The sequence below is a fragment of the Rhodospirillales bacterium genome, from assembly GCA_018666775.1.
Classification (GTDB): Bacteria; Pseudomonadota; Alphaproteobacteria; order SMXQ01; family SMXQ01; genus JABIXC01.
In genome coordinates, this window is the sequence record JABIXC010000007.1 from 22,796 (window position 1) to 35,511 (window position 12,716).

The window sequence follows — 12,716 nt, forward strand, 5'->3', positions numbered from 1 at the left end:
CAACGCCTTGTTTCTGCCTGTAAAACCCTTGTTTTAGAAGCCTTATTTCTTGATGGCGACCAAGCGATAGACCAGCAAAGCCCCGGAATCCATAGCTTCAACGCAATAAGCCCAATCGGTCGCCGTTTCCAGAAGGGCTTGTTGCAATTGCGGGGGAACCCCGTCGCGTTCATGACTGGTAATAAATTTTTCCCAACCCGCAAAGATATCGCCACGCACCTGGGCGGTAATATCCTGATCTACCCGCACTTCGAAATTAAGCTGGCGCAGCATTTCCTGGGCTTCGGCAGGACTCCATAAATAGATGGGTCTGGATTGGACCTCTTTCCATTTAGCGATCGCCGGATCATCGGCACGACCCTCGGCCACAACATAATCGGTTATCAGCAAGGATGAATCCATTTTCAGGCCTTCCTGTACGCTGGTCAGCAATTTTTCCTTGTCCTTGACCATGTACAGGGCTTCTCTGGAAAATGCGCAGGCGAAGTGTTCTTCACGCACCGTCAGGTTTTCCATATCGGCATGCTCAATTTCTGCTTTTTTGCTCAACCCTGCCTTAATGGACATCTCAACGCCCGCCTGGGCCAGCTCGGCATCGGCTTCATAAGCAGAAACCCAAACATCAAATTTCTTTGCAATGTCCCGAATGGCACCACCAAGGCCGGCGCCTATATTGAGAACATTGGTTTCCTTCTGAATGCCAAAAGAAGACACCATTTCCATGGTCCTCTCAGAACCCCCCGGAATAACCTCGCCTTCGCCCCACAAAAGTTCGGCAACAAGAATGCGCGATGGATTCCAATATGCCTGGGGGCCTTGATCGGTCTTGTCTTTGCCGCCAGCAACGACCTTTAACGCGGGCTCGCCATCGGCGTCTTCAACCTCTTTCTCAGCATCGGCCACAGCCTTTAGCTGTTTGTATTCATCGACATCCTGGCCTTCCCACCAAGCCATAATGCGTGTGATCAGATTGTTCTCGCCTTCGTCTTCACCCGGCGCAGGCGCATCCCCCTTAGAATCACTGCCACCATCAGCGGTTGGCTCAAGACCAGCCTCGTCGCTTTCCGCGCCGGGTTCTAACCCAGCCGGATCCTTTTTGCCGAATGGCAAAACCTTCATTAAGGCTGACGCCACATTCATACCAGGCTACTTCCTTCATTCCAGGCAGTGCTGATGCCAAAAAGCCCCAACCTTGCCCTGCAAGGGACACAAATACCGGGACAATCTATCGGCAAAATAGGCCCATAGACGTTCCCACATACCTAGAATTCTATAGTTTCACGGTTAATAAAAAACTAAGGAAGCCAGGCGCGTCATGGAAATTAAAGGGCAGAAACACAACAAAAAAGGCTGTTGGAACCCCTTAGTTGCGGCCAGGTCTTTGATCTCCATCCCTTGATCGCTAGTGAGGGTTGTGAGGGCTTGATCCAATTCAAACGTTTTCATGACATTGGGGGTTCAACCCTATTGATCAACCCTTTGCGTCGTGCAAAAAAATGATTAGTATTCGAAACATCCCTGTATGACCAAGCTTGCTTTGAGGAAATAAAACAATGATCGGACTAGGTTTCGCAACAGCACATGCCCCGGCGGTTTTCTGCCCGGCGAAATGGTGGCCCAAAGTGTATGAAGGGGTCCCTGATTACATGCGCGATTCCCAACCCCACACAGCAAAGCTGGAAACCCCAGAGGTCATCGAAGAACACGTCGCGCGCATCGAGACCGTTTTTAAAAACCTGCGCAAACAAATCACGGATTACAAACCCGATGTCATCATCTATATCGGCGATGATCAGGGCGACATGTTCAATTCAAGCAACAATCCCATTTTTGCCGTGTTCACGGGCGATGAAGTATGGGGTGCGTCAAAGCCTCGCTACATCGACCAGCCTTTGGAAGATTCCCATGTCACCGTCCCGGTCCATACAGACATGGCCAACCGCATTCTCTTTGGTCTGGTCAAACATGGCTTTGATGTCTCTAACCTTGGAAAAATGCAGCCTCTGGGAAAGCCCAGCCAGGGCATGTCCCATATGCTGATTCACCCCCATCCCCGGATTAATCCAAAACTTGATATTCCGGTGGTCCCAATTTTCATCAATGAAAACTTTCCACCTTTGCCCACGGCACAGCGGTGCTGGGATATGGGCATTGCCTTGCGCGAAATTCTGGCCGATGCGCCGGAACGCATTGCAATTTACGCTTCAGGGGGCCTATCCCACGACCCCCGCGGCCCACGATCTGGCTGGATTGATGAACCCCTGGACCGCTGGGTTCTGGAACGGATAGAGCAAAACAAGGGTGAAGACCTGTGTAATCTATTCACCTTCGATTCAGACACCCTGCGGGGCGGCACCGGTGAAATTCGGGCATGGATCACCGCTGCGGCCATCATGCAGCGCGCAGGCAAGGTTCTGGATTATATCCCGTCCCATCATGCAAAGACCGGTCTGGGTTTTGCCTGCTGGCCAGAAGAAAACAGCTAGGCCGCGTTATGGATGCCTTTTCTCTCGCGACGGAACGGACTGAGCGCGCAGCATTGATGGATATTCATGCTGCAGCCCCTTTGGATGCCCGCGCAGCTTTGGGCATGGAAGGGGAAACCATTGGCAGCGCATATCTTTCGCTTACACGGAATGATCCCAATGTCATGTTCAACCGCACCATCGGCCTTGGCCTTGAAACAGAAGCAAGCCGCCAGGAAGTCAGGGATTTGGTTGCCCGTTACAAAGAAGCCGGCATTGCGCGCTATTTTATTCACCTGCATCCCGAATCCCGCCCGGCTGGATTAAAAGACTGGCTGGGGGAAGAAGGACTGGAGCCAACCCGTGCCTGGGTGAAGTTTCAGCGCGATCCCGGCAATATTCCCAGCGCCAAAACAGATTTGAGCGTTCGTGAAATTGGCCCGGAACACGGGGCCGACTTTGGCCGTATTGTTGCCACGAGCTTTGGCTTCACAAATCCTATGGCCGAGGTTTATGCAGCCCTTGCAGGGCGCGATCATTGGCACATTTTCATGAGTTTTGATAAGAACCAGCCCGCCGGGTGCGGGGCCCTGTTTGTTCACGAAGGGCTGGGCTGGCTGGATTGGGGGGCTACTGATCCCGACCTTCGAGGACGCGGTTCCCAAGGGGCGACCCTTGCTGCACGGATCGAAGGCGCATCCATCCATGGCTGCCAAATTCTAGCGGTAGAAACCGGTGAGGCTGTGGAAGGGGATCCTCAGCATTCTTATCACAACATCGAACGGGCTGGCTTCAAACCATCCCACGCCCGGGCCAATTTCGCGCCACCAAAAGATTAAGCCGCGCCATAAACTGGCTGCCGAGGCTTACCGGGGGCATTCGTTCGAAGGATAGGAAACCGCTAGGCGCTTTGCTCTGGCTGTTTCACCTGTTTCGGCTTTGATGGGGAAAGTGCGGAAGCAACGGCAGAAACGATCCAGGCCGGAATCAAAAGTCCAAGTGCGACCCCACCTGAAACAAACAGTCCATCAATACGACAGCTCTCAACCGAGAAACAAAGTGTTCCGTTGACGTAAAATACAAATATCGAGATGATCCATGTAAGAACGCCCCAGATAAGTCCCTTGATGTTGATTCTGCCCATTACAGCCTCGAATTGGTTGTTTGCATGTTTAAATGCAAGATGATTATGTCTTTGTTCTGCCAACCATTTAAAAGGCAAGAACGAATATGAGAATGGTTATTACGTAAAAATTTAAAAAAACTTTTAACATTTGGATGTTTTTTCACCCCCAGCAAAATAAAAATAATTTATTTTGTGTGAGCGCAATTCGTAAAATGTTAAGTTAACCAACGTCTTTGGGCACTTTCCCGCAACCTTGAAAAATGAATTTTGTTTACATCATATGACCATGACCCATTCCGTCTATATCGGTTTTGACCGCCGCGAACCAGAAGCGACCGAAGTAGCAAGAGCATCCCTGCTTGCAACGTCTTCCATCCCGCTAAACATTCAGGAATTGCGCGAAGAAGAACTGCGCGCCAAAAACCTGTATGACCGGCCCTTCACCACAGAAGGTAATCAGCGGATTGACACCCGCGACGGCAAACCATTTTCAACAGATTTTTCATTCACCCGGTTTTTGGTGCCCGCATTACAAGATTATAAGGGCTGGGCACTTTGCACCGATTCAGATTTTCTATTTCGCCGAGACATCAAAGCCCTGTTTGATCTGGCCGATGACAAATATGCCGTCATGTGCGTTCAGCATAATCATCGCCCCAAAGAAAACATAAAAATGGATGGGCAGCGCCAGGAGCTTTATTTCCGAAAAAACTGGTCGTCCATGATTCTGTGGAATTGCAGCCACCCTGCGAATGCAAAATTGACTGTGGAAATGACAAACAATTCCCCAGGCTCATTCCTGCACGCTTTCAAATGGCTGGAAGATGAACAGATCGGCGCCCTGCCTGAGGGGTGGAATTGGCTGGATGGATGGTCATCGCCTGAAATTGACCCGGAAATTGTCCACATGACCCGGGGCATCCCAACCATGAAAGGGTACGAAGACATCCCCTATGCCGATGAATGGCGAAGCTATCTGAAATAGGCCATGAAACTCATCGACCTATTCAGAAAACCCAAAAAACACCGCACGGTTGAAGGCAAGACAAGCCTCATTCTTGCACACCACGACGTCGATCTTTTCCTTGATGTTGGTGCCAATGTTGGCCAAACGGGCCAAATGCTCAGACGCTGGGATTACGCCGGAAAAATTATTTCTTTTGAGCCGGTCATCAGCTGTTACGAACAACTTGTGGCGGCCGCATCCAACGACCCCCTATGGGAGGTCAATGAGCGCACCGCCCTGGGCGACTGTGACGACATGGTGGAAATGATGGTTTCCGGTGCATCCGACCTCAGCAGCCTTTCCCCACCGACCGATGCCCTGAAATCAGCATTGCCACGGACTGAAACCATACAACACGACCGGGTTCCCATTCATCGGCTTGATACGCTGTTCCCAAATGGCTTTAAGGATGCATCGCGCCCTTTCCTCAAGATTGATGCCCAGGGTCACGACATGGCGGTCTTACAGGGTGCGGAAGGAATCATGGATTCCATTTTTGGAATCCAGATCGAAATGTCCCTGCTCCCGCTTTATGAAGGGGAGCCCAATTACCTTGAAATTCTGAATTATTTGCACGAATTGGGGTTTGTGCCTCACCTTATGACCGAACGAACCTTCGCACGGCGCATCAACCGCCAGCTCCAGATTGACGGCGTGTTATCGGTACGTTTTCTGATCGCGGAACCAGGCCGACAAGAAAACAAAACGCTTTCCCAATCCTTCGCACAGCTTGAACCAAAACCGGGTCAAAGGATAAAGCCGCCTGGCCCATCCCGTTGAGCGAACCGTCTTGTCAAAACGCACATCGCCAATGGTAGACACGGCTTCTGGATCGGTCCCCAGAGGGGCAGGATGGACCACCAGCGTTTCCAACCCGGTTTCCCAACACCGCCCCTGCAGCGTATCAATGGGCACCCAATTCACACGGGTGTGGGCAACCATGACCCGGGCCGCTTTCAGGGTCATCAAATATGCGTGTGCCCCACCCGGTGCCGTGGGCAAACGTGCCAACGCATACCGACCCAAAAGGGGTGCTATGATCCGGCACCCGCGATCATAGATTTTCCCTGCACCCAAAAACCGAATGACATCCCACGGACGGGGATCATCAATCAGGGCACGAACAACCGCTGGAAAATCGTCTTCGAACATGACGTCATCTTCGAGAACAATGGCGTGCGCCATTCCTTCATCAACCATCTTTTCAAAAATTTTCCGGTGTGCAAGAAGGCAGCCCAATTCACCCGCCGTCATATCGCGGCCATAACAGCGCCGCCGATGGGCACCATCATAAAAAGGGGATTGCTCAAGATCGAGGGTCGCCCCGTCCACGCCTTCGATGAATTCAGGAACGATACCAATCGCATCCAGCCTGGAGACCATGGCCGTCTTGCTATCGACATCACGGGGCAAATTAATGACAAAGACGCGTGGGAAGCTCACAGTTTCAAATCCGATCAAACGATGGGATTACTTCTTTGAGTCAGAAGCCCATTCACGTACAGATCCACTCCGCCACGATGACGAGGATTTGCATTTTGGACAAATACGCTCACCCGTCCATTCACTGGGAAATGGACGTCGGCAGGCGAGACAATCGCGGACCTTCGGGGCAATATCCCCATCGGGTTCTGGTTTTTTATAACTCATAAGGGGCAATTTCCCCGCCAAAGGCGGCTCATAGTCGGAAAGAACGTGTTCTTAGCAGGGTTGAGAATATTTTCATAGGGTGTTCATGTCGAAAATCACCAAAAAATGGGCGAAATGGGTCAATTTCGGAAAAAATAGAAAAATAAGAATAGTTGTTTTTGCAATAAATGCTTGCATTTCAGGACTATCATGCGCATATGCACGCCGTGATGGCTCCACAGCCCCTACTGGTAATGCCTCCGCAACATAGCGTTTTCGCTCTGCTGCAGATAATTCTCCCTCAAGTCGTTGTGTGATCTTTCGCCTCGGATAAAAACAAATGTTTTTCCGAATAACCTAAAACTTTGAAAGTAATACAATGACCACAGGTACCGTAAAATTCTTCAATGCCACTAAAGGCTTCGGCTTCATTTCACCAGAAGATGGTTCAAAGGACGTTTTCGTTCACATCTCCGCTGTTGAAGCAGCCGGCATCGCCAATCTCAATGAAGGCCAGAAGGTCAGCTTTGATGTTGAACCTGATGCCCGCGGCCCTAAGGCTGTTAATCTGCAGGCTGAGTAACGCCGCAGAAGAGGCTTTTTAGCCTCTCTGAGAATCTCCCGCGGTCGCGCAAAGCACTTCTATTAAGAAGCTGTTCGTCGCGGGAGTTCCCTCCCTTTTTTATATTTCCGTTGTTTCCAGGTGCGCGTGGAAGTGGCAAAAGCGCCCAACGCGGCGCGTGCCGGTTCGAGCTTTTCGCACCCCTGCGCGCGTACTTGCGCGCGTAGAAAGATTAAACCATTGAATACTCAAGTTAATACTCAAGAAAATACTGTCCCCAGCTTTGCTGAGCTTGGCATTATCGAGCCCCTATGTCATATGCTCGCCGCCAAGAATTACACTTCCCCCACCCCCATTCAGGCCAAATCTATTCCTATTTTGCTTGAAGGCCGCGATGTCCTGGGCATTGCCCAGACCGGCACCGGGAAAACGGCCGCCTTTGCACTGCCTATCCTGCAAATTCTGAAGGCCGGTGGTGGCAAGCGCGCACCCCGAGCACTGATTATGGCGCCTACCCGCGAACTGGTGATCCAAATCGCCGACGACGTCCGGTCGTATGGTGCCAGCACCAAACTGCGCGTTGCCATGATCTTTGGCGGTGTCTCTCAAAAGGCCCAAGTGGACAAAATGCGCCAGGGCGTGGACATCATTGTCGCAACGCCTGGACGGTTGCTCGATCTGATGGATCAGGGCCATGTCAAACTTGGCACCGTTGAACATCTGGTTCTGGACGAAGCCGATCGCATGCTGGACATGGGGTTCATTCACGATGTCCGCAAAATTATTGCCAAAATTCCAAGGGAACGCCAATCCCTGCTCTTTTCGGCCACCATGCCGAATGCTGTGGAAAGCCTTTCCAAGGATATTCTTTCCAGTCCCACGCGCATTGATATTGCGCCCAAGACGGTAACGGTCAAGGCCATCAAGCAATGCGTTCATTTCGTGGAAACAGGTGCAAAAATCAGCCTGTTGCGCGATCTGATGGCCGACCAAAGCTTTAAACGCGTTATTGTGTTCACCCGCACCAAACATCGCGCCAACAAGGTTGCAGAAACACTGGTCAAGGCAGGCGTTTTGGCCGAGGCCATCCATGGCAACAAATCCCAAGGTGCACGACAGCGCGCGCTGGAAAATTTCCGCAAGGGAAAAGCCCGTGTTTTGGTGGCCACTGATATTGCCGCACGCGGCATTGATGTGCCTGGTGTTACCCACGTCATCAACTTTGAAATCCCCAATGAGCCGGAAAGTTATGTCCATCGCATTGGGCGCACCGCCCGGGCAGGAAATACAGGGATTGCACTATCGTTCTGCGATTCAACCGAGTACGCTTACCTGCGCGATATTGAGACGCTTATCCGGATGACCATTCCCTCTGAAAATGGTGAACGGCCTGCAAACATCGCCACTGCAAAACCGCCGAAAAAAGGTGGCGGAAATCGGGGTGGTCAGGGACGCCCCAACAAAAACCAGCGGCACAATCGTCCGCGCAGACAGGGCAAGCCTTCGCGCAGAGCCGCTTAACGTAACGCATCACAATGCACCGGGATAATCCGGTGTGTCTTAATGATAAACCCGGAGAAAGCCATGGCTCGCAAGCCAAATTACAATTTCGAAAAGAACCAACGCGAAATCCAGAAAAAGGAAAAGAAAGCCGCCAAGGCCGAAGCCAAGAGGCTTGAGGTAGAGGCGCGCAAGGAAGCCAAAGCATCCGAAGCCGGTGACACCCCCGCTTCTGAATAACCCTTTTTTCTATTTCCCTTAAAGCCCAAGGCCCGCAATACTTGGCTGGGTCTGGCTTAAAATACCCAAAAATACTGTGCGCCAAAGCGCGCAGTATTTTTGTATGGGCCGCATATTTTGGGCCCCAAAAATTAGGAACACTTCAGAAAATTTTCAACCGATGAGGGAGGGGGGAAATGGTGGGCGCGACAGGGCTTGAACCTGTGACCCCTACGATGTCACCGTAGTGCTCTTCCAGCTGAGCTACGCGCCCCCATGTTCGGGGTGAAGGCCAAAATTTGCCTTCGGGGCCGGGTTATACCCTATTGAGGGGGCATGTCCAAGATGATTGATGGATGAAGGCTGGAAAAATGCGGGGGCCGCCAAATGATGGGTTGGGCGCGTTAACCGGTGCTGGCCTGCTTTTTCAGAATCTCTTCTACCCGGTCCACCAATTCACGCAGATGGAAGGGTTTTGACAGAACTTTCGTGCCGCGCAATTCCTGATCGCGGCCGCGCAGCATAACGGCGGCAAACCCGGTGATAAACATCACCTGAAGCTCAGGATGGGAAATCCGGGCCCTGGCAGCCAGCTGGAAGCCATCAAGCGATGGCATCACAACATCTGCCACCAACAGATCAAATTGCACTGCCTTGGACGCTGATAACGCTTCCAAGCCATCTCCCACGGCGAACACATCATGGCCCGCCCGTTCCAGGGCTTTGGCTAAAAAGATGCGCATAGTGGCGTCGTCTTCAGCAAGAAGAATGCGGCTCATGACGGATTATTTCCTTGTACTCAGATCGGCCAAAACGACCAAAATTACAGCTTTTTAAACGCTCCGGAGGTTTCTTATATTGGCCCCCGAAGGCCCTCCCAAAGGCAGGGTTAACCCCCCACACATCCGAATTATTGCACTAAGGGTAAACCGGACTGGGGGCCGCGTCAAAGGTCCAAAAGTTAAAATTGTATAATTCCAGTAATCCCCCTCAATTCCAAGACGAACCCTTGGCAGACCCTTGGGTTTAGGGTAAGTCTGTCCATTATGGTTAACCCGACCACACCCCTTATTGACCCCAAAAATGCCCCCGCTGCGTTGCTAGAAGATGGGGTTTTAGAGATTCTGCGCCCCCGGCAACAGACCTTGCCTGTGGTATTTGCCTCCCCCCACAGCGGCACGAATTACACCCCGGAATTTACCCAGGCATCGAAACTGGACAGCACCAGTTTGCGCAAATCTGAAGACAGTTTCGTCGATGAAATTTTTGCCGCAGCCCCCGGTCTCGGAGCCCCACTGCTGAAAGCCCTGTTCCCCCGCGCCTATATCGATCCCAACCGGGAACCCTTCGAGCTGGACCCGGAAATGTTCAAAGATCCTTTGCCCACATACGTCAATTGCCAGTCTGCCCGGGTCGCCGCCGGGCTTGGCACCATTGCCCGGGTCGTGGCCACGGGCTCTGATATTTACAAAGACAAGCTATTGTTCACGGAAGCCGCAGATCGCATCAACCGGCTTTACCGCCCCTATCACAAAGCCCTGCAAGGGCTTTTGGAAGAAACCCGGGCTGCCTTTGGCTGGTGCCTGTTAATTGATTGCCATTCCATGCCATCGGTCGGTGGGCCGATGGATCAAGACCCCGGGATTGGGCGCGTCGATTTTGTGCTCGGTGATTGTTACGGGGCAGCCTGCCACAGCACCATTTCTGATCATGTGGAAACAATGCTGACATCTAGAAACCATTCTGTGACCCGCAATATTCCTTATTCCGGGGGCTATACCACCATGCATTATGGCCGCCCCGATGCCGGGGTTCATGCCCTGCAGATCGAAATCAATCGGGGGCTTTATATGGATGAAGATGCCTATACCCGAAGCGACGGTATGGCGGCACTGACAGAATCGCTGACCGCGTTGATTGGCTCTTTTCAGGATATAGCGCCCCCCACGGCTCCCTAAGCTGGCCCCAAAAGCCTGCGCAAGAAAAGCCGGCCCAAAAAAATCGAAAAAAAAGGCCACGCCGTAGCGTGGCCTTAAGTATAGGGAGGAAACGCCCAAAAAGGGTGTCTGCGGTCCAAAGCCGTAAGGCCCGGCACCGCAATTACGACTATTCCATAAGTGCAAAATAGTGTCAAATGTTTTATATAAGACTTGAGTAATAATATTACGTGTCCCTTCTGGCTCAGGGATTGCATCGAGAATGCTATGAAAGCCAACTTGCCAACCCCAATGTCTCTAAATTGCCGCCGCCTGTTGGCAGGAATGGCCCTGATTTTTGCCCTGGGCATGGGGTCAAATACCGTCTGGGCGAGCACGGAAAATGCACTTCAACCCATTGAAGATAATAAGAATTTATGCATGCACGCCGTTGATCGTGCAGAGCAAAAACACAATATTCCCGGACAAATTCTAAGGGCCATTTCCCTTGCGGAATCGGGCCGATATGACCGCCTGCGCAAGGCAAGTTTTGCCTGGCCATGGACGGTTACATCGGGAAAGAACAGCCACTACCTGCCAAGCCGGGAAGCGGCCATCGCCAAGGTTAAAGAAATGCGGGCCCAAAATATTCGCAATATTGACGTTGGCTGCATGCAGGTGAACCTTGGCTATCACCCCGATGCCTTTGCCAATCTGGATGAGGCTTTCAACCCCGAAACCAACGTTGCTTACGCCGCAGCGCATCTTGAAAAATTATACATTGCACGCCATTCATGGACCCTTGCCGTTGGGTACTACCATTCAGCTACCAGGCGCTTGAATCGGTCTTATCGGCGAAAGATTATGGGATTGTGGTGTGTGGAACGCAGACGCGCCGCAGCGGCCGAGCGTCAACGGGTCATCAAGGTGGGCGCAGAACGGCGTCGAAAGAGCGTTGTGGCCTATGAAGCGCGCCAACGCAAACACCGCGCATTTATCAAAGCCAGAAAAATAAAAAGAGGGGCGGCCCAAAGAAGTGCCCGACGAAATACCCTAATCGTATCCAACCGCTAACGCTGTCTGGAATCAAAGAGCACAAGAAGGGCCCCGGTCAGGCCCATGGCTGAAAGCAATAGAAACCCGCCTTTGTAGCCGAACCCTAATGCAACCAGCCCTGCAAATAATGCTGGCGAGATTACAACGCCTGCAAAGGTGACAAAGACCGACCCCCCGGTTGCCACGCCGGCCTGGCCTTTGGGGGCAACCAAGGCCAATTCCGCCAGAAACACCCCGTTCCAGCCAATGGCCGTGGCACCAAAGACAGCTGCGATGCCATAGATGATCCAAGGATCCCAGGTGGGATCAAAATGTGCGGTTGCGGCAGCCGCCGCCGACATCAAAAACCCCAACAGCGCCAAAAGAATCCGCGGTGAGACAAGGGTTCCAGAAACGGCCCCCCAGGCAACACGGCCAATCACCCCGGCAATCTGGGCAACGGCAAGGATGGCACCGGCCGCGATCAGGCTGTAATGCACTTCTGTCACCATGAAGGTGACAAGATAGGCAATCAGGGACATCTGCACCGAAGAATAGGTAAACGACAACAAAGACATGCGCCGAAGTCCTGCATCCCCCATAACCAGACGCAGCGGTGCGAACGGATCACGGCCAATCGGCGCATGGGGATCACGGTCTCCATCCAGATGGCGTCGCAAGGGCTGTAACCCCAGCGCCACACAAAAACAAGCCACTGCCACCGCACTTGCCGCCCCCTGCCAACCCCAGAGCAAGACAAGCAGTGGCACCACGACGCCCGCCAATGCGCCACCGGCTGGCACCCCGGTCTGTTTCAAAGAGAACACAATCGGAATCAGATGCGGCGGTGTGGTTCGTGCCAGAATATGGGAACTGACCGGGGTGGGCGGGCCATAGGCAGCCCCAAGAATAAGGGCCGAAAACACCACTGCCACCAAAGTACCGACGGTCAACCCCAACAACCCGACACCGGCGAGCACCAAACAAATTTGGGCCAAACGAATAGCGCCGAACCGCTTGACCGCGGGCCCCCCTAAAATGGCCCCGATCATGGCAGCAGAAAAGACCACAGACATGTAAATACCAACCCAGGACGCAGGCACCCCAAGATCTGCCCCCAGACGCACGGCAAAGACCGGCAAGGTCAAGATGGCCATGGTTACCATCACCTGAAAAACTGTCATGGAGATCAGTGGGGCAAGAACGGTCCGAACAGATGGTGACCCCAAATCAGGCATTAGGTGTTCCCAATATTTTC

General features: G+C 52.5%; 12 protein-coding genes and 1 tRNA gene. 9 read left to right on the forward strand and 4 right to left on the reverse strand.

Annotation, left to right across the window (positions count from 1 at the left end):
• Positions 1-42 precede the first annotated feature (42 nt).
• Entirely contained in the window at positions 43-1,119 is a 1,077-nt protein-coding gene (locus tag HOJ08_02385; protein MBT5672286.1) for a methyltransferase domain-containing protein, read from the reverse strand.
• A 434-nt stretch (positions 1,120-1,553) separates the two neighbouring features.
• On the opposite strand from HOJ08_02385, the gene HOJ08_02390 reads away from it, so the two are divergent.
• The 7 genes from HOJ08_02390 to HOJ08_02420 all read left to right on the forward strand — a co-directional run bounded on the left by HOJ08_02390 (position 1,554) and on the right by HOJ08_02420 (position 8,528).
• On the forward strand, positions 1,554-2,486 hold the full coding sequence (locus HOJ08_02390) for a hypothetical protein (GenBank protein ID MBT5672287.1): 933 nt from the start codon (positions 1,554-1,556) through the stop codon (positions 2,484-2,486).
• Between the two features lie 8 nt (positions 2,487-2,494).
• Positions 2,495-3,304: a hypothetical protein gene (locus HOJ08_02395; protein MBT5672288.1), complete on the forward strand. Its 810-nt coding sequence runs from the start codon at positions 2,495-2,497 to the stop codon at positions 3,302-3,304.
• Between the two features lie 567 nt (positions 3,305-3,871).
• The gene (locus HOJ08_02400) at positions 3,872-4,576 is read left to right on the forward strand and encodes a glycosyltransferase (protein ID MBT5672289.1); all 705 of its coding nucleotides are present in this window, start codon (positions 3,872-3,874) and stop codon (positions 4,574-4,576) included.
• 3 nt (positions 4,577-4,579) lie between these two features.
• A complete protein-coding gene (locus HOJ08_02405) occupies positions 4,580-5,377 on the forward strand; it encodes an FkbM family methyltransferase (protein MBT5672290.1) in 798 nt (265 codons plus the stop codon).
• Between the two features lie 1,228 nt (positions 5,378-6,605).
• The gene (locus tag HOJ08_02410) at positions 6,606-6,809 is read left to right on the forward strand and encodes a cold-shock protein (protein MBT5672291.1); all 204 of its coding nucleotides are present in this window, start codon (positions 6,606-6,608) and stop codon (positions 6,807-6,809) included.
• Positions 6,810-7,106: 297 nt separating this feature from the next.
• A complete protein-coding gene (locus HOJ08_02415) occupies positions 7,107-8,309 on the forward strand; it encodes a DEAD/DEAH box helicase (GenBank protein MBT5672292.1) in 1,203 nt (400 codons plus the stop codon).
• A 63-nt stretch (positions 8,310-8,372) separates the two neighbouring features.
• Complete coding sequence (locus HOJ08_02420) at positions 8,373-8,528, forward strand: hypothetical protein (GenBank protein MBT5672293.1); 156 nt, start codon at positions 8,373-8,375, stop codon at positions 8,526-8,528.
• Positions 8,529-8,705: 177 nt separating this feature from the next.
• Here HOJ08_02420 and HOJ08_02425 read toward each other — a convergent pair.
• Both HOJ08_02425 and HOJ08_02430 read right to left on the reverse strand, forming a co-directional pair.
• Positions 8,706-8,781 (reverse strand) — tRNA-Val (locus HOJ08_02425).
• Positions 8,782-8,911: 130 nt separating this feature from the next.
• A complete protein-coding gene (locus HOJ08_02430) occupies positions 8,912-9,286 on the reverse strand; it encodes a response regulator (protein MBT5672294.1) in 375 nt (124 codons plus the stop codon).
• Positions 9,287-9,553: 267 nt separating this feature from the next.
• Between HOJ08_02430 and HOJ08_02435 the strand changes: the two genes are divergently transcribed.
• Positions 9,554-10,465, forward strand: coding sequence for an N-formylglutamate amidohydrolase (locus tag HOJ08_02435; protein ID MBT5672295.1), 912 nt, complete (start codon positions 9,554-9,556; stop codon positions 10,463-10,465).
• 270 nt (positions 10,466-10,735) lie between these two features.
• The gene (locus HOJ08_02440) at positions 10,736-11,497 is read left to right on the forward strand and encodes a transglycosylase SLT domain-containing protein (GenBank protein MBT5672296.1); all 762 of its coding nucleotides are present in this window, start codon (positions 10,736-10,738) and stop codon (positions 11,495-11,497) included.
• Here HOJ08_02440 and HOJ08_02445 read toward each other — a convergent pair.
• Positions 11,494-12,696 (reverse strand): MFS transporter, encoded by a 1,203-nt coding sequence (locus HOJ08_02445; protein ID MBT5672297.1) that lies wholly within the window; start codon positions 12,694-12,696, stop codon positions 11,494-11,496. The two genes, HOJ08_02440 and HOJ08_02445, sit on opposite strands and share 4 nt — an antisense overlap.
• Positions 12,697-12,716: the final 20 nt, after the last annotated feature.

Bases quoted from the DNA above. Each gene is read 5' to 3' on its own strand.
- HOJ08_02385 (MBT5672286.1), bottom strand. From the start codon at position 1,119: ATGAAGGTTTTGCCATTCGGCAAAAAGGATCCGGCTGGGTTAGAACCC.
- HOJ08_02390 (MBT5672287.1), top strand. From the start codon at position 1,554: ATGATCGGACTAGGTTTCGCAACAGCACATGCCCCGGCGGTTTTCTGC.
- HOJ08_02395 (MBT5672288.1), top strand. From the start codon at position 2,495: ATGGATGCCTTTTCTCTCGCGACGGAACGGACTGAGCGCGCAGCATTG.
- HOJ08_02400 (MBT5672289.1), top strand. From the start codon at position 3,872: ATGACCATGACCCATTCCGTCTATATCGGTTTTGACCGCCGCGAACCA.
- HOJ08_02405 (MBT5672290.1), top strand. From the start codon at position 4,580: ATGAAACTCATCGACCTATTCAGAAAACCCAAAAAACACCGCACGGTT.
- HOJ08_02410 (MBT5672291.1), top strand. From the start codon at position 6,606: ATGACCACAGGTACCGTAAAATTCTTCAATGCCACTAAAGGCTTCGGC.
- HOJ08_02415 (MBT5672292.1), top strand. From the start codon at position 7,107: ATGCTCGCCGCCAAGAATTACACTTCCCCCACCCCCATTCAGGCCAAA.
- HOJ08_02420 (MBT5672293.1), top strand. From the start codon at position 8,373: ATGGCTCGCAAGCCAAATTACAATTTCGAAAAGAACCAACGCGAAATC.
- HOJ08_02430 (MBT5672294.1), bottom strand. From the start codon at position 9,286: ATGAGCCGCATTCTTCTTGCTGAAGACGACGCCACTATGCGCATCTTT.
- HOJ08_02435 (MBT5672295.1), top strand. From the start codon at position 9,554: ATGGTTAACCCGACCACACCCCTTATTGACCCCAAAAATGCCCCCGCT.
- HOJ08_02440 (MBT5672296.1), top strand. From the start codon at position 10,736: ATGTCTCTAAATTGCCGCCGCCTGTTGGCAGGAATGGCCCTGATTTTT.
- HOJ08_02445 (MBT5672297.1), bottom strand. From the start codon at position 12,696: ATGCCTGATTTGGGGTCACCATCTGTTCGGACCGTTCTTGCCCCACTG.